The sequence below is a fragment of the Candidatus Acetothermia bacterium genome (assembly GCA_024653305.1).
In the GTDB taxonomy this organism is placed as follows: domain Bacteria; phylum Bipolaricaulota; class Bipolaricaulia; order Bipolaricaulales; family Bipolaricaulaceae; genus JACIWI01.
On sequence record JANLFW010000012.1, the window covers coordinates 1 to 15219 of the forward strand.

Sequence of the window (15219 nt, forward strand, 5' to 3'; positions counted from 1 at the left end):
CGTACCCTACAACCATTCGCTCTCTCAGGCTAACAAGGGTTTGCGCAACAGGCTCTGTACCTCAGGCACAAATCCGAGGGTGGACCCCCAAGACCACCGGAGAATGGTCTGGACACCTCTCAGCCCTTCTCGCCTGGAGCAGAGAAGGGCACCCGGCCCGCCCTGTGGCTACGGTCCCTCTGCGCTGTCGATCGGCAGCGGGCGAATCCGAATTCGAGCCTCTTCCAACACGATCACGCTGCCCCGCTCCAGGGCCTCCTCCACCTGGGAGAGGTTTTTCAACAAGAGCGCCACTTGGGCGGTCGGATGCCGCCCAGCGACCCGGCGAAACAAAATGACCGAGGGTTTCCGCTGCTTCCGCAGGGCCAGCAGAGTGCCGAAGTCGGTATCGGCGGAGACCAGCACGCGATCCTCCCGCGCGGCCCGCTCGAAGACGACCTCGTCCTCCGCGTTCTGGAGCCCGTAGTCCCGCACGTGGACTGCCTCGTGCCCGGCCTGGCGTAACCCCTCGCCCACCTGCGGGGAAAGGGCGTTGTCGATGAGAAACCTCATCCCACGGGAACCAGCGGCAATGCCCGCTCGCGAACGGCTTCCGCGGCGTAGCGGAGCGCCTCGCGGATGTCTTCGAGCTCCAAATCCGGATAGGCGGCTAGGATCTCCGCTTCAGTCATCCCATCGGCGACCATGGCCACCACCGTGGCCACGGGAATGCGCAGCCCACGGATGCAAGGCACGCCCCCCATCCGGCGCGGATCGACGGTGATTCGTTGGAATTCCATGCTTTCACCTCATTAGGTCAGTCTACCTACCGGTATCCCCCAGCACAACTTAAGCTTGGGCGACGCTCAGCCGTGCGCGGGCTCTACAACGGCTCGCCGGAGCAGAAGTCTACCCGGGTCAACGTTCATTCGTCAGATGCCCCGGTCAAACCCCCTGGGAAGGCTGGAACCGCTCGCCGCTCTGGTAGATGGCATGGACGATCAGAAGATTGGCGCCCGGATACTCGACTGTTGGCCGGGCGCGAGCTGATCTTCACGCCCGGGCCGACCCCGTTGGGATCGCGGCGCAAGATCCAGGGGGGCGATGGGCTTGGTTGCACCCGCCCTCCGGGGCGGGTGAGGATTGAAACGGCCAGATTCTGTCCCCCCCAGGGAGGAACCTCGGTTGTGCGAAAATCGGCCATCTCCTCAGCCTCCGGGTATCATCGAGCGGCAAGGAGGGACGATGGATCAGCGGAAGGTAGCCGAGCTCATGGAGCGGCACGGGGTCCCCGGGCGGGATGCGTACGATCTTCCCACGAGCCCACTGCGGTTCTCGGACGGGGCCCAGTACCGCATGGAGATCTCCGGGGTGGAGCGGCCGGAGGTGCTCGAGGCCATCGTGGACGAGGCCCAAAAACGCAAGGTCCCGGTGCACCGCATGATCTCCACGGTGATGGGCGCAACCCTCCTCACCCGGGAAGAACTCACGGACTTCGCCCAGATCGCCTCCGAGGCCAGGGTGGAGGTCATCCTCACCCCCGGGCCCCGCTCGGCGTGGGACACCGGGCGCCAGCTCGTCACCCCGGAAGGGGGGCTTTCGGGCCTGCGGTTCCGGGGGGCGGACCAACTTCGGTACGTGATCGCCGACATCCTGCGCGCGGTGGAGCTTGGATTCCGCGGGTTCCTCGTCCTCGACGAGGGCCTCCTGTGGCTCCTCTCCCGGATGCGGGATGCGGGCGACCTCCCCAAGGACGTGGTGTTTAAGGTCTCCATCTTCGCCGGACATGGCAACCCGGCCGGGGCGAAGGTGCTCGAGGCCCTCGGGGCGAACACGTTCAACCCCCTGGCTGACCTGGACCTGCCCGAGCTCGCCGCGATCCGCAAGACGGTGCGGATGCCCCTCGACCTCCACATCTACCTCACCGACTCGTTCGGGGGGTTCAACCGGTTCTACGAGGCCCCGGAGATGGTACGGGTCTGTTCCCCTTGTTACTTTAAGCTCGAGCCGGGGCCGGCGTGCGTGGCCGGACCCGGGGCCTTGTACAAGCCATGGGTGGCGGGCAAGACCCTCGCCGATTGGGGCCGGGAGAAGGTGAAGCACGCCGGGATCCTGCACGAGCTCGTCCAGGAGTCCCTGCCCGGGGCGGTGCTCTCCGGCTGGGGACCGGCCGACCTCGCCGTCCCCAAGCCGTGACCCTTGAGGGAGGTTTCATGACGTTCGAAGAGCTCCTGGCCATCATCCAGGCGGAGGACATCCGGTGGGTGGACCTGCGGGCGGTGGACCTCGCCGGCCGGCTGCGGTGCCTGTCCCTGCCGGCGGGGGAGCTTTCTCCTGCCGTGTTCCAGCGCGGGATCGGGGTGGATGCCTCCAACTATGGCCTCGCCGGCGTGGAGGAGAGCGACATGGTCCTCCTCCCGGATCCCGCCACGGCCCGCATCGATCCGACCCGCGATCCCCCGGCGCTCGTGATCCTGTGCGATCTCGCCCGGCCCGGGGAGGGCCCATTCCCTGCCGCCCCGCGCAGCGTGGCCCGGGCCGCGGAAGGATTCCTCCAGAGCTCCGGGATCGCCGACCACGCCCTGTTCGGAGTGGAGCTGGAGTTCTACCTGTTTGATTCCGTGCAGGTGGACGACCTCCTGCTCTCCCAGGGGGTGGAGATCGTCCCCCTCGAGGGCCAGTCTTCGCTGTCCCTCGAGGCCTTGCCCAGCCCCCGCTCCGCCTACCACGCGGGCGGGCCGGAGGACCGCGGCCGCGCCCTGCGGGAGCGGGCGGTGGAGGTGCTCACCCGGTGGGGGATTCCCGTGCGCTACCACCACCACGAGGGGGGCTCCTTGGGCCAGATGGAGATCGAGCTTGGGTTTGGAAAGCTCCTCGAGGCCGCGGACTGGACAGCCCTGGCGCAGGACCTCATCGCCCGGCTCGCCGCGGACGAGGGCCTGGTGGCCTGCTTTTTGCCGAAGCCGATCCATGATCAGGCCGGAAGCGGCCTGCACTTCCACCAGTACCTGGCGGGACAGGGCCGGAGCCTGTTCGCGGGGGAGGACGGCCTCTCCGAGCTCGCCCTGCACTACGTGGGCGGGCTCCTCGTCCACGGCCGGGCGTTGAGCGCCCTCGTCTCCCCGTCCACCAACTCGTATCGCCGTCTGCGCCCGGGGTTTGAGGCCCCGGTGCACCTCGCGTTCGGCCACGCCAACCGCACCGCGGCGGTGCGCATCCCCGGGTACATCGATCCCGCCTCGGCCCGGATCGAGTACCGCCCGCCCGACCCGAGCTGCAATCCCTACCTCGCCCTCTCCGCGTGCCTGATGGCCGGGGTGGACGGGATCCGCCAGGCCATCGATCCGGTGGCCAAGGGGTGGGGGCCGCACGAGGGGAGCCTGTACGAGCGCGGGCGGCGCGGACGCCGGGTGTCCGTGCTTCCCCGCAACCTCGAGGAGGCCCTGGACGCCCTCCGCGCCGACCACGGCTTCCTTACCCTGGGCGGGGTGTTCCCCGAGGAGCTGATCGAGCTGTGGTTGGCCGCGAAGGGGGCGGAGGCGGCCCAGGTGGCGGCCCGGCCACATCCGTACGAGTTCCGGCTGTACGGGCCTTAGGGTGAACGCGTTCCGCAGGGCCGGTTTTGCGCTTGGGCGGTTCCCGCCTGGCCCCACCTGTTCCATCGCCGACGTCCCCGGGGTGGGGGTGGGCCACCGCACCCTCGTGCGGGGCGAAGGGGCGGAGGCGGTGCGGACCGGGGTCACCGCCATCCTCCCTCCCGGGGACCCGTACGCTGACCCCCTCCCGGCCGGGGCGTTCGTGCTCCACGGCCACGGGAAGGCCGTGGGCCTCGCGCAGGTCCGGGACCTCGGGGAGCTGGAGACCCCGGTGCTCCTCACCAACACCCTGGCCGTCTTCCGGTGCGCCGATGCCCTCGTCACCTGGACCCTCGCGCGACACCCTGAGGCGCGGTCGGTGAACCCCGTCGTCCTTGAGTGTAACGACGGCTACCTTTCGGCGATCGAGGCGCGGTCGGTGACCGAAGGTGATGCCCTGGCCGCGCTCGCGGCGGCCGGGGACGAAGTAGCGGAGGGATGCGTGGGAGCGGGTACGGGAATGGTGGCGTTTGGGTTCAAGTCCGGGGTCGGCACTGCCTCCCGCCAGGTTGGGCCGTTTGCGGTGGGGGCCCTCGCCCTCCCCAACATGGGCCGGCGCGAGGATGTTCGGTTCTTGAGGCGTCCCCCTCACCCTGGCCCTCTCCCACGAAGGGAGGAGGGCAAGGAAACTCCCTCCCCCTCGACGGGGGAGCGCGGGGGAGAGGGTGACGGAGGTTCCCTGATCGTAGTCGTGGCCACCGACGCCCCGCTTCTCCCCGGGCAGCTCTCGCGCCTCGCCCGCCGGGCGGCCCTCGGGGCGGCCCGCACCGGGGCCCCCGCGGATACGGGGAGCGGCGACTTCTTCCTCGCCTTCTCCACCGGGTGGCGGATCCCCCGGGGGGTGGAGTCGGTGCGGGTGGAGTTCGTCCCCGACCGGTCCAAGCTCATGGGGGACCTCTACCGGGCCACGGCCGAGGCCGCGGAGGAGGCGGTGCTCTCGGCCCTCTTCGCGGCGACGCCGATTGTCGGCCGCGACGGCCAGGTTGTCCCCACCTTGGTTCGTTCCTGAACGTCAAAGCCCACGCTCGGCCGGCGCCCCACAGACCTCACCATCTAGAAACCTCCTCATCGATCTTGCTATCTGGCCGCGCCTATCATTGGGCCGGGTGATCGCGATGAGGAAGAAGGTGGGGACGGTCATCGACGAGGAGCTTCTCCGCCAGGCCAAGCTCGTTGCCGCTCGCGACAACCTGCGCTTGTCCCAGCTGATCGAGGACGCCCTCCGCCAGTACCTGCAGCGCAAGGGCCCAGCTGCGCAGGTCGACCGTTCTCGAGGAGCCCTGCGGGCCCCGCCGGAGTTGGTCCGCACGGTCATGGAGGAGGAAGAGGGGTTCCTTGACGCGTAGACTCAGCGATGTCCCCGACGGGGCTCTGGTTTTCGTTGACGCGAACATCTTCGTGTACCACTTCACCGGCGTTTCTGCGGAGTGCTCGCGGTTTCTGGCGAGATGCGAACAGGGGAACATCACGGGGCTTACCGGAGTCCACGTCCTCCTTGAGGTGCTCCATCGGTTGAAGATGGTGGAGGCCGTGACCAGGGGTTTGGTGTCGCCCGGCAACGTGGCCCGGAAGCTGCGCGAACACCCCGAAGTCGTGAAGGAACTGTCCCAATCCGAGGAGCAGGCAGAGGTTGTCCTGAGGATGGGGGTGGGAGTCATGCCTGTTGACGACAGCATCCTTGTCGCGAGTCGGCAGTACCGCAGCACCTACGGGCTGATGGTCAACGGCTCCGTGACCGCGGCGATGGCCCGCCAGGCGGGGGTCGAGGCGATCGCCAGCTCGGACAAGGACTTCCTGCGGATCCCTGGATTCCGCGTGTACAGCCCGGGAGACCTACGTCCCAGACGGGAGAAGAAAGGCTGAGCGACCTGTGAGGCGTTCGCCCGCCCGTCCGAGCGTCGGCCATCAGGCTGACGGGCGAGGCGCTGTGCGTCGCCGGGCGTTGGCGAGGGCGACGCCGCCGAGGAGAGAGAGCCAGCTCGGGATCTCCCCAAGCCAAACCCAGGCGATCCCCCCGGAAACACGCCCAGGTAGACCACGGCCAGGATCGCCGACCACGGTGCGCCAGAGAGTGTAGAAAGGAGTCCGGGGAGGAAGACGAGCATCGGGATCGTCCCTGCCCAGAAGACATAGGTCGTGAACGCAAGCGGAGGATAGCGAGCAACGAACTTCTTCTGGAGCACGCTGTAGCCACTGGCGGAGATGGCGGCGAGAAGGACGACGAGGGCCCCAGGCTCGAGGCGCAACGCCTCCCCCTCCCCGAGGGTGATCAAGGTTACGCCCGCAAAGCCGATCGCGATCCCCAACCAGCCCCAGCGGCCCAGCTCTTCCTGGAGGAACAGCCGGGCGAGGAGGGCGGTGAACATCGGCGCGGAGGCGATGAGGAGGCTCGCTGCGCCAGCCGTGACCGCAACGGCCAGGGCGAGGGGGGCATCCAGGTGTGGCTTGTTCATCGGCGCAGTCGTCTGCCTCCGAGCACGGACCAAGGGCCGGCGTCGCGCTGTGGCCCCCGCCCTATTCCCCTTGTCCACGCAGCTACTCGATGCTGCGCACCCCGCGGAAGAGGCGCTCCAGTTCAGCGATCCGGCTTTCGACCAAGCCCTGCTCTTCCTTCGCCGCGTGGTATTCGGAGTTCTCCCCCAGGTCCCCCAGCTCCCGCGCCGCCCGCAGCCGCTCGATCACCTGGGGCCGCCGCACGCGCACGAGCTCGTCGAACTCCTTCTTGAACCGCTCGTAGCCCTCGCGGGTGAGAACGTTCCCTTCGTACTTGGGGGGTAGCTTCATCCTCCCCTCCTTGGGATGGGTCTTGGTCTAGCTCTTGGGAACCTGCTGCCAATCCTTGAGGAACCGGGCGATCCCGGCGTCGGTGAGCGGGTGCGCGAACAGTTTCTTCAACACCTCGTAGGGCACCGTGGCGATCGGCGCCCCGAGCGTGGCCGCGCTCAGGACGTGCCCGGGGTGGCGGATGCTCGCTACGATCACCTCGGTCGGGAGCCCATAGTTCCGGAAGATCGTGAGGATCTCGGCCACTACGCTCATCCCATCTCCGCCGGCGTCGTCGATCCGGCCCACGAACGGGGACACGAAGTCCGCCCCACACTTGGCGGCGAGCAGGGCCTGGTTCGCCGAGAACACCAGGGTCACGTTGGTCCGGATCCCCTCCTTGGAAAGCACCTGCACCGCCCGGAGCCCCTCCGCGGTGATCGGGATCTTGACCACCACGTTCTCCGCCACCCTGGCGAGCTCCCGCGCTTCCCGAACCATGCCCTCGGCATCGAGGGCGGTGACCTCGGCCGAGACCGGGCCAGGGACGATCCCGCAGATCTCCCGCAGCACCAGGGCTGCCGGCCGCTTCTCCCGGCTCAGCAGGGTCGGGTTGGTGGTGACCCCGTCGATCAGCCATGCCATCTCGCGGATCTCGCTCACGTTGGCCGTGTCCAGATAGAGCTTCATCCTGCCCTCCTCGGGTTTTGGAATCGACCATGCGCCAGTTTAGCGAGGTTGGGCGCAAACGGCCACGCCCGCTCGCTTCCTCACGCCCGTTCGCTTAGAATGGCGGTCGAGAAGGAGGTGCGATGACCGGCTGGATCATCCTGGGGCTTTTCGTGCTCCTGTTCTTCTGGATCGCGCTCGTCTACAACCGGCTCGTGCGCCTGCAGGTGCGGGCCGAGGAGGCATGGCGCGGGATCGACACCTTGCTCCGAAAGCGGGCCGACCTCATCCCGAACCTGGTGGAGACGGTCAAGGGCTACGCCGGCCACGAGCGGGAGGTGTTCGAAAAGGTCACCGAGGCCCGGTCCGCCTCCCTGCGGGCCAAAACGCCGAGGGAACAGGGCGAAGCCGACGACTTTCTCTCCAGCACATTGAAGACCCTGTTCGCGGTGGTGGAGAACTACCCGGAGCTCAAGGCCAACGAGAACTTCATGTCCCTGCAGAAGTCCCTGGAGGGGCTGGAGGAGGAGATCGCCCGCTCCCGCCGCTACTACAACGCGGTGGTGCGCGACCTGAACATGGCGATCAAGGTGTTCCCGCAGAACCTGATCGCCGGCCTCTTCCGGATCGAGGAGCGGGAGTTCTACACCCTGCCCTCGGAGGAGATGCGGGAGCCGCCCAAGGTGAGCTTCGCCCGATGAAGCGCGTCCTCGTCCTGGCCCTCCTCTGCACCTCCCTCCTCGCCCTCGGGGAGGAGATCCAGAGCTTCCTCGTCCAGGTGGAGATCGGGGCGGATGGCCTCGTCCGGGTGACCGAGGACATCCTCGTGTACTTCGACGTCGCCCGTCACGGGATCGTCCGGGAGATCCCGGTTTCGTACACGCTCCCCACCGGGGAGCGGTACACCCTACGGATGGAGGTAGGCGAGGTGCTCGTCGGCGGGGCCCCGGTCCCGTTCAGCCGCTCAAGCGAGAAGGGGAACGTGGTCCTCAAGATCGGCGACCCGGACCGGCTGGTGCACGGCGAGGTGGGGTACACCGTCCGCTACCGCCTCCTCAGGGCCCTCCGTCGCTACGACGGGAAGGTGGAGCTGTACTGGAACGCGATCGGAACGGAGTGGGAGATGCCCATCGCCCGGGCCCGGGTCGAGGTGGTCCCCCCGGCGTCGGTGGCCGAACCCGACGTGCAGGCCGTGGGGTACCGGGGGTACTACGGTTCCGAGGGCCTGTTCCGCCTCGTGTGGACGGACGGGCGCCTGGTGGGGGAGACGGAACGCCTCCGGCCCGGGGAGGGGATCACGGTGGCGGTGCGGGTCCCGGAAGGGGCGGTGCGCCTCCCCGGGGCCTGGCAGGGGTTCCTGTGGTTCCTCCAGGACAACCTCTACGCCGGGATCCCGATCCTGGTGCTCCTGGGGATGTTCGTGCTGTGGTATCGACGGGGACGCGATCCCAAACTGGGCACGGTGGCCCCGGAGTTCAAGCCCCCGGAGGGCATCGGCCCGGCCGAGGCCGGGGTCTTCCTCGACGACCGGGTGGACGGGCGGGACTTCGCGGCCGGGATCCTGTCCCTGGCCACGAAGGGGTGGCTCAGGATCCGCGAGGTGTGGGAAGGCGAGGCCCGGGAGCCGCAGGACTTCGAGCTCGTGGCCACCGCAGGGAGAGAACCCCTCACGCCGTACGAGGAGGCATTGCGCTCCGCCCTCCTCGGGGGAGCGGAGAAACGCGAGCTCTCCGACCTCAAGTACAACCTCTATGCGAAGATGGCGGGCCTGTCCGCGCGCCTGTACATGGACCTCACCGAGGCCGGGTACTACATGGGCAACCCGGACCGCGTGCGCAGCCTCTACTACGGGCTCGGTGTGGGGACGATTGCCCTCGGGGCGGCCCTTGGGTTCTTCGCCGGTTCCCTGTACCTCGGCCTTGCGGTCGGCGTCTCGGGCCTGGTCGTGCTCGCGTTCGCCCCGGTCATGCCCAGGAAGACGGGCAAGGGCATCGCGGCCCTGCGCCAGGTGCTGGGGCTCCTCGAGTACATCCGCCGGGCAGAGGTGGACCGCATCGAGTTCGCCGCCAGGGAGCGTCACTTCGACCAGCTCCTCCCCTATGCGATGGCGTTCGGGCTCACCGAGGTGTGGGCGAAGAAGTTCGAGGGGCTCCTCACGAGGTCCCCGGAATGGTACGAGGGCCGGTTCCCCACGTTTGCCCCGTACTGGTTCGGCATGCGCCTCATGGCCCTCCAGCACGCCGCGGCCGCGGCGGCCACCGCCGCCCCGCGGGGGGCCTCCGGGCACGGCTGGAGCGGCGGGTCCGGGTTCGGCCGCGGGTTTTCCGGCGGGGGGATGGGCGGGGGCGGTGGACGGAGCTGGTGACGCCATGGGTGCCATCGTCGTCATCGCCGGGGTCCTCCTCGTGGCGTTCTTCTGGTGGCGGTGGAACCTGCGCCTCAGTCGAACCCGAGGGCGGGTGGAGGAGGCATGGCAGGAGCTCGCCGAGGCCCTTGCCGCCCGGATCCGGGCGCTGGAGACGCTGCTTGAGGCCCTGCGCGCGGCCGGGTATGTCCCCGAGGGCCAGGCCCGGCTGCGGGAAGCGCTCGACGCGTTCCGCCGCGCCCAAGGAGAGGGTCCCCGCGTCCAGGCCGAGGCCGACGACCGTGTGCAGACCGTGCTGCGCCAGATCTACCGGGCCCTGCCCCGCGAGCGGACCGCGGAGGTCCGCGCCGCCCAGAACGGCCTCGCCGAGGCCGACGAGGAGCTGGACATCGCCCGCAACCGCTACAACGACCTGGCCCTGGGGTGGTTCGACCTCACCCGCGGCTTCCCGTACCGGTGGATCGTGCGCCTGAAGAAGCTCCCCTCGCCCGAGCTGTTCCTCCTCCGCTCTCAAGAAGAGGAGTTCGGCCGGCGCCACATGCCCATGCCCTGACGATCCGGGTTCCGGTTGACGGGGTACCCCCGGGTTCGCTATAGTAGTGCGGATTTTCCATCGCCAGGAGGTGGTCGGGGTGAGGAAGAGAGCATGGTTGTGGGCCCTGGTGGGGATCGTGCTCGTCGGTGGGGTTGCCCTCGGCGCGGAGAAGTTCGTGGTGGGCTGCGACATCGCATGGGCGCCGTTCGAGTGGGTGTCGCCCAAGGGGGCGTACCTCGGGTTCGACCTCGACGTGATGCGGGCGATCGCCATCCTCGAGGGCTACGAGATCGAGATCCGGGACACCGCGTTCGACTCCATCATCCCCGCGGTGGTCGCGGGCAAGGTGGACATCGGGGCCTCGGGGTTCACCATCACCGCCGAGCGGGCCGAGGTCGTGGACTTCTCTCAGGCCTACTGGGCCTCGGACCAGGCGGTGGTGGTGCGCGAGGGGTCCGGGCTGAACATCGTCACCGCCCTGTCCGGCGGGGCCAAGGTGGGGGCGCAGCGGGGCACCACCGGCGCGGGCTGGGTGGAGGACAACCTGGTGGGCAAGGGCGTGAACGTGACCCTCGTCCTCTACGAGACCTACCCCGAGGCGGTGCTGGACCTCCTCGCCGGGCGGCTGGACGCGGTGGTCCAGGACGAAGCCCCATCCCAGCAGGCCGTCAAGGAGTATGCAGGCCAGCTCGTGATCGCCGGGGTCATCAAGACCTACGAGGAGTTCGGGTTCCTGGTGGCCAAGGGGGATCCGAAGGGGATCCTGCCGCGGATCAACGAGGGGATGGCCAAGCTCAAGGCGTCCGGGGCGTGGGACAACCTGGTGGCCGCCTACTTCGGCCCGTCGTTGGACAAGATCGAGGCGGCATGGGAAGCGTGCATCTCGATCCTTGTTGAGGAGCGGGATGTGGTCCGCTACGCCCAGTGCCTCGCCGACCGGGCCACGAAGTGATCCCAGTGGGGGGGAGGCCGACAAGGCCGGAAGGCACGCTAGCGGCTGCAGCGGTTCGAGACGCCGCGTTGCTCAACGGGTTGGACGGCCCCTCCCCCTTTCTACCCTGATCGGTTGACGGTCGAGAGCTGGATCCAAGTCGGGTACGCGCTCCCCGTGCTTCTGCGGGGACTCCTCGTGAACCTCGAGCTCCTCCTTGGTCTCCTCGCCATCGGCCTGGTGGTGGGGATGGCCGTGGCGTTGGTGGAAGTGTATGCCCCACGGCCGGTGGCGGCGGTGGCTGTGGCCTACGAGTGGTTCTTCCGCGGGGTTCCGGAGCTGGTCCTCCTCTTTCTGTTCTACTTTGGTCCGGATCAGTTCGGGGTGCAGATCTCCGCGTTCACGGCGGCGGTGCTGGCCCTGGGATTCCGGTCCTCGGCATATCAGTCCCAGATCTTTCGCGGGGCGATCCAGGCCATCCCCGCGGGGCAGATGCTCGCCGCGCGGTCGCTGGGGATGGGGCGCCTGAGGGCGATTTGGCACGTCGTCCTGCCCCAGGCGTTGCGGTTGTCCCTCGCCGGGTGGTCGAACGAGTTTTCCTCGGTGCTGAAGGACACAACGCTCGCTTACGGGATCGGCGTGGTGGAGGTGATGCGCCAAGCCCGCTACCTCACAGCCCGCAATTTCCGCCTGGCCCTACCGGCGTTCATCGCCGTGGCGCTCTTGTTCCTGATCCTCACCTACGTTGGCAACTGGACCATCGGGCTCATGGAGCGACGGCTGCGGATCCCTGGGCTCGAGGCGAGGAGGTAGGGGTGGGGCAGCTCCTCGTGGTGGAGGGCATTTGCAAGCGCTACGGGGCGGAAGAGGTCCTGTGCGGCGTCTCCTTTTCCCTGGAGAAGGGGGAGACCAAGGTCATCATCGGGCCGTCCGGGACCGGGAAATCCACGCTGCTGCGGTGCATCAACCGGCTCACCGAGCCCGACCGGGGGCGGGTATGGCTGGAGGGGGTAGAGGTGACCTCGCCCCACGCGAACATCAACGAGATCCGGTCTCAGATCGGGTTCGTGTTTCAGGACTTCAACCTGTTCACCCACCTCACCGCGCTCGACAACGTGCGCCTGGGCCTCCTCAAGGTCAAGAAGATGGGGAGGAAGGAGGCCACCGAGCGGGCTCAGGCGGAACTGGCGCGGGTTGGGCTCGCCGGCAAGGCGGACGCCTACCCGGCCCAGCTCTCCGGCGGGCAGCAGCAGCGGGTGTCGATCGCCCGGGCCCTGGCCATGGACCCCAAGCTGATCCTGTTCGACGAGCCCACGAGCGCCCTCGACCCGGAGCTGATCGGCGAGGTGCTCGGGGTGATGGTCAAGCTCGCCCATGAGGGGATGACGATGCTCGTGGTCACCCATGAGATGGGGTTTGCGAGGAGCGTGGCCGACGAGATCGTGTTCATGGAGCGGGGGGTGATCGTGGAGCAGGGGCCGCCGGAGAAGCTGTTCCGCGCCCCCGAGCATCCGCGGACCGCGGAGTTCCTGCGCAAGATCAGCGAGCTCTATGGGGAGGCAGCGTGATGGGCCTCGATTGGGCGTGGCTGCCGCAGCTTGCCCACGGGCTTAAGATCACGGTGGAGCTCACCGCGGCGTGCATGGCGATGGGGGCAGTGTTGGGGATTGTGCTCGCCCTGCTGCGGGTGTACGCGCGGGGGCCCTTCCTGCCCCTGTTCTGGTTGGCGAGCGCCTACGTCCAGTTCTTCCGGGGCACGCCGCTTCTCGTCCAGCTGATGCTCATCCATTTTGGCCTTCCCAGCGTGGGCATCCGTTTCACCCCTTTTCTGTCCGGACTCATCGCCATGGGGCTCAACACCGCCGCCTACCAAGCCGAGTACTTCCGCGGGGCGATCCAAGCGGTGAAGGCCGGGCAGATGCTCGCTGCCCGGTCGCTCGGGATGACCCGTCTGCAAGCCATCCGCGGCGTGATCCTGCCCCAGGCCCTGCGGTTGGCGCTTCCGCCGTGGTCCAACGAGCTCATCTACATGCTCAAGTACTCGACCATCGTGTACATGATCGGGGTGATGGACCTGATGGGGGTGGCGCGCACCATCGCCGCCCGCAACTTCCGGTTCCTCGAGTTGTTCTCGCTCGCTGCGGTGATCTACCTCGGGAGCGTGCTCCTCCTTACGTGCGCCCTGCGCTGGGTGGAGCGGCGGATCAGGGTGCCCGGGCTGGGCAGCCCTGGCCCCAGGATCTAGGGCCGGCCGAGCCAGCGCTGGACCAGATCGTCGAGCGGCTGAGGGCTTCCCTCCCGGAGGATCCGCAGGAGATCGTCGCCGCCGGCGATGTCCCAGCGGAACTCGTCCCGGTACCGGCGGAGGGCCTGGAAGAACGCGCTGTCCCCCATCCGGGTCCGCACCTCGTGGAGGAACAGGGCCCCGCCGGAGTACACGATCCCCCCATACCCTTCCCCGCCCGGGAAGGCCGAAAGGGGGCTGGCCACCGTGGCCTCCCGATTCCTGCCCCGGGCTCGCCTGTAGGCATCCTGCCAGTAGCACAGGATCTCTTGGAACCGGCCTTGGGCCGCGAAGTACAAGCCGGAGGTGTAGGTGGCGAGGGCCTCGTCCACCCACGGCTCGGCCACCTGGTTGCTCCCCACTTCCGCGTACCACCATTGGTGGGCGGCCTCGTGGGCGAAGATCATCGGGAACACGAGCCGCTCGTACGAATAGCGCTCGTAGTACGAGGTACCGGCCAGGATCAGCCCGGGGTACTCCACCCCCGCCGCCCCGAGGAGGGGGACCTCCACCAGGTCGAGCTCGGGGAACGGGCACGGCCCAAGGAGCTCCTGGTAAACCTGGAGGGCATCGTAGGCCACGGCGAGCGCCGCCGCTCCGGCGGTGCGGTGTCCGGGCATGGCCAAGCTGCGCAGCCGCACCCCAGCCAGGGACGCCGTCTGCGCCTCGTACCCCGAGAGGAGCACGATCATCATCTCCCGTAGGTTGTCCCCTTGTGCTTCGTACAGGCCTTGGCCAACCTCCACCTCCCTGCCGCTCGTGACCACCGTCCATCCTTCCGGGACCTCGACGAGCACGTGGTAGTCGGCCACCGCGGCCACCACCGCGTCCCCCCACGGAAAGGCCGGCTCCACCTGCCACTCCCCCTTCCACGGGGCGAGCACGGGGTAGGCCTGGGCCAAGGTCATGCTGTGGGCCGTCCGGGCGAAGATCCCGTACCCGCCAGCATCTTCCAGTTCGGGGACGCGTCCGCGGAAGGCGAGGGTCAGGGAAAACGTCTGGCCGGCGCGGGCGGACAACGGGACGACGGCCACCGTGGGCTCCACCGTCTCCCAAGGGCGCATTTCCCCGTCCACGGAGGCCGCCCGCAGGGCCAGCCGGTCGGCTCCCGTGGCCGCCGGGTACAGGCGGAACACGGCCTCCGTCCAATCCCCCGGGGCGATGCCGGTGACCGTGGCCTCCCCGGTGAGGGCTCCATCGGCGGCCACGGACAGGATGAGGTCGTACCGCAGATCGGCGGCGCATGCGGTGAGGGCGAGGAGGAGGAGGGAGAGCCCGATCAGCCGCCGCAACCGCAGCCCCCGTTGGCCCTGGACGGCGTCTTCACCTCGATCATCATCGACGCGGTTCCCACACCGCCCCGGTCGTCCACCACGGTCAGGGTCACCGTGTACGTGCCGGCTCGGGTGTAGACGTGGTCCGGGCTTGCCGTGGTGGAGGTCGCCCCATCTCCGAACTCCCAGCGGTGGAGGACGATCCCCCCGTCCGGGTCCGTGGACAGGTCGATGAACCACACCGCTTCCCCGGGCCGGGGATCGAAGGGGTGGGCGCGGAACGCCGCCCGCGGTGGGATGTTCTCCGGAAGGGGCAGGATTTCCTCTGGGGCGAGGTACTTCGGGTCAAACCGGCCCGTCGCCGCCCACGGGATGCGGCCGAGGTACACCCCGCGGCACCCCTGTTTCCCCAGCGGGCCGACCCCGGGCAGCACCGGCACCGCGAGCTCCGCTCCCCCGGCCTGGATCTGCACGAGCACCCACCACTCCGTCCCCGCCCGGGCCAGCGTGGACGGGAACCCAAGGCCGGTGAGGCGGCCGGCCGTGAACTCGGCCATCTTCCGGTCGTCCCAGCGCAACCGCTCGGCGCAGCCGTCGCAGGCCAGGGTCCAGTCTGCCAGCACCTTCTCCAGTTCCTGGACCTTGGCCATGAGCAGGGGCAGGGTCCCCCCGGGGAAGTTCTCCGGCACCGGCTGCGGCAGGATCTGGCCCAGGCCGGCGATCCAGGTCAGAGGCAACACCACGGTCAGGATCGTGAAGATGCGCATGGGTCTCCTTTCCACGC

Annotated in this window: 17 protein-coding genes and 1 pseudogene; 11 read left to right on the forward strand and 7 right to left on the reverse strand. The window is 68.7% G+C overall.

From position 1 onward, the window contains the following. Positions 1-168: 168 nt before the first annotated feature. Positions 169-552 carry a DUF5615 family PIN-like protein gene (locus tag NUV94_05515; GenBank protein MCR4392229.1) on the reverse strand — a complete coding sequence of 128 codons (384 nt, stop codon included), beginning with the start codon at positions 550-552 and terminating at the stop codon, positions 169-171. Continuing rightward, positions 549-779, reverse strand: a complete 231-nt coding sequence (locus tag NUV94_05520; protein MCR4392230.1) for a DUF433 domain-containing protein — start codon at positions 777-779, stop codon at positions 549-551. Before NUV94_05520 ends, NUV94_05515 begins: the two co-directional genes overlap by 4 nt. 445 nt (positions 780-1224) lie before the next feature. On the opposite strand from NUV94_05520, the gene NUV94_05525 reads away from it, so the two are divergent. From NUV94_05525 to NUV94_05540, 4 genes are all read left to right on the forward strand, one after another. Further along, positions 1225-2175: a hypothetical protein gene (locus NUV94_05525; protein ID MCR4392231.1), complete on the forward strand. Its 951-nt coding sequence runs from the start codon at positions 1225-1227 to the stop codon at positions 2173-2175. A gap of 17 nt (positions 2176-2192) precedes the next feature. Continuing rightward, positions 2193-3575 (forward strand): glutamine synthetase beta-grasp domain-containing protein, encoded by a 1383-nt coding sequence (locus tag NUV94_05530; GenBank protein MCR4392232.1) that lies wholly within the window; start codon positions 2193-2195, stop codon positions 3573-3575. 1 nt (position 3576) lies between these two features. After that, positions 3577-4623 carry a P1 family peptidase gene (locus NUV94_05535; GenBank protein ID MCR4392233.1) on the forward strand — a complete coding sequence of 349 codons (1047 nt, stop codon included), beginning with the start codon at positions 3577-3579 and terminating at the stop codon, positions 4621-4623. A 97-nt stretch (positions 4624-4720) separates the two neighbouring features. Further along, positions 4721-4960: a hypothetical protein gene (locus NUV94_05540; GenBank protein MCR4392234.1), complete on the forward strand. Its 240-nt coding sequence runs from the start codon at positions 4721-4723 to the stop codon at positions 4958-4960. 360 nt (positions 4961-5320) lie between these two features. Here NUV94_05540 and NUV94_05545 read toward each other — a convergent pair whose 3' ends face one another. From NUV94_05545 to fsa, 3 genes and pseudogenes are all read right to left on the reverse strand, one after another. Next, a complete protein-coding gene (locus tag NUV94_05545) occupies positions 5321-6067 on the reverse strand; it encodes a DMT family transporter (protein MCR4392235.1) in 747 nt (248 codons plus the stop codon). A 109-nt stretch (positions 6068-6176) separates the two neighbouring features. Continuing rightward, a pseudogene (locus NUV94_05550) lies at positions 6177-6398 on the reverse strand (transcription elongation factor GreA). Positions 6399-6425: 27 nt separating this feature from the next. Further along, positions 6426-7067: a fructose-6-phosphate aldolase gene (gene fsa / locus NUV94_05555; protein ID MCR4392236.1), complete on the reverse strand. Its 642-nt coding sequence runs from the start codon at positions 7065-7067 to the stop codon at positions 6426-6428. A gap of 122 nt (positions 7068-7189) precedes the next feature. Here fsa and NUV94_05560 point away from each other — a divergent pair, with 122 nt between their 5' ends. The 7 genes from NUV94_05560 (at position 7190) to NUV94_05590 (ending at position 13122) form a co-directional block, all read left to right on the forward strand. Then, complete coding sequence (locus tag NUV94_05560; GenBank protein ID MCR4392237.1) at positions 7190-7747, forward strand: LemA family protein; 558 nt, start codon at positions 7190-7192, stop codon at positions 7745-7747. Further along, positions 7744-9411 carry a DUF2207 domain-containing protein gene (locus NUV94_05565; GenBank protein ID MCR4392238.1) on the forward strand — a complete coding sequence of 556 codons (1668 nt, stop codon included), beginning with the start codon at positions 7744-7746 and terminating at the stop codon, positions 9409-9411. Before NUV94_05560 ends, NUV94_05565 begins: the two co-directional genes overlap by 4 nt. 4 nt (positions 9412-9415) lie before the next feature. After that, on the forward strand, positions 9416-9964 hold the full coding sequence (locus tag NUV94_05570) for a hypothetical protein (protein MCR4392239.1): 549 nt from the start codon (positions 9416-9418) through the stop codon (positions 9962-9964). 79 nt (positions 9965-10043) lie between these two features. Beyond that, positions 10044-10898 carry a basic amino acid ABC transporter substrate-binding protein gene (locus tag NUV94_05575; GenBank protein MCR4392240.1) on the forward strand — a complete coding sequence of 285 codons (855 nt, stop codon included), beginning with the start codon at positions 10044-10046 and terminating at the stop codon, positions 10896-10898. A 114-nt stretch (positions 10899-11012) separates the two neighbouring features. After that, on the forward strand, positions 11013-11690 hold the full coding sequence (locus tag NUV94_05580) for an amino acid ABC transporter permease (protein MCR4392241.1): 678 nt from the start codon (positions 11013-11015) through the stop codon (positions 11688-11690). A 2-nt stretch (positions 11691-11692) separates the two neighbouring features. Continuing rightward, entirely contained in the window at positions 11693-12445 is a 753-nt protein-coding gene (locus NUV94_05585; protein ID MCR4392242.1) for an amino acid ABC transporter ATP-binding protein, read from the forward strand. Then, complete coding sequence (locus NUV94_05590; protein MCR4392243.1) at positions 12445-13122, forward strand: amino acid ABC transporter permease; 678 nt, start codon at positions 12445-12447, stop codon at positions 13120-13122. Before NUV94_05585 ends, NUV94_05590 begins: the two co-directional genes overlap by 1 nt. Here the strand turns inward: NUV94_05590 and NUV94_05595 are convergent. Together NUV94_05595 and NUV94_05600 are read right to left on the reverse strand one after the other, a co-directional pair. Further along, positions 13119-14453 carry a hypothetical protein gene (locus NUV94_05595; GenBank protein ID MCR4392244.1) on the reverse strand — a complete coding sequence of 445 codons (1335 nt, stop codon included), beginning with the start codon at positions 14451-14453 and terminating at the stop codon, positions 13119-13121. The genes NUV94_05590 and NUV94_05595 overlap by 4 nt on opposite strands. Beyond that, complete coding sequence (locus tag NUV94_05600; GenBank protein MCR4392245.1) at positions 14441-15202, reverse strand: PKD domain-containing protein; 762 nt, start codon at positions 15200-15202, stop codon at positions 14441-14443. The genes NUV94_05595 and NUV94_05600 overlap by 13 nt, the downstream gene beginning before the upstream one ends. Between the last annotated feature and the right edge of the window lie 17 nt (positions 15203-15219).

Coding starts and splice junctions, on each gene's coding strand:
- NUV94_05515 (MCR4392229.1), bottom strand. CDS start 552: ATGAGGTTTCTCATCGACAACGCCCTTTCCCCGCAGGTGGGCGAGGGG.
- NUV94_05520 (MCR4392230.1), bottom strand. CDS start 779: ATGGAATTCCAACGAATCACCGTCGATCCGCGCCGGATGGGGGGCGTG.
- NUV94_05525 (MCR4392231.1), top strand. CDS start 1,225: ATGGATCAGCGGAAGGTAGCCGAGCTCATGGAGCGGCACGGGGTCCCC.
- NUV94_05530 (MCR4392232.1), top strand. CDS start 2,193: ATGACGTTCGAAGAGCTCCTGGCCATCATCCAGGCGGAGGACATCCGG.
- NUV94_05545 (MCR4392235.1), bottom strand. CDS start 6,067: ATGAACAAGCCACACCTGGATGCCCCCCTCGCCCTGGCCGTTGCGGTC.
- fsa (MCR4392236.1), bottom strand. CDS start 7,067: ATGAAGCTCTATCTGGACACGGCCAACGTGAGCGAGATCCGCGAGATG.
- NUV94_05560 (MCR4392237.1), top strand. CDS start 7,190: ATGACCGGCTGGATCATCCTGGGGCTTTTCGTGCTCCTGTTCTTCTGG.
- NUV94_05565 (MCR4392238.1), top strand. CDS start 7,744: ATGAAGCGCGTCCTCGTCCTGGCCCTCCTCTGCACCTCCCTCCTCGCC.
- NUV94_05570 (MCR4392239.1), top strand. CDS start 9,416: ATGGGTGCCATCGTCGTCATCGCCGGGGTCCTCCTCGTGGCGTTCTTC.
- NUV94_05590 (MCR4392243.1), top strand. CDS start 12,445: ATGGGCCTCGATTGGGCGTGGCTGCCGCAGCTTGCCCACGGGCTTAAG.
- NUV94_05600 (MCR4392245.1), bottom strand. CDS start 15,202: ATGCGCATCTTCACGATCCTGACCGTGGTGTTGCCTCTGACCTGGATC.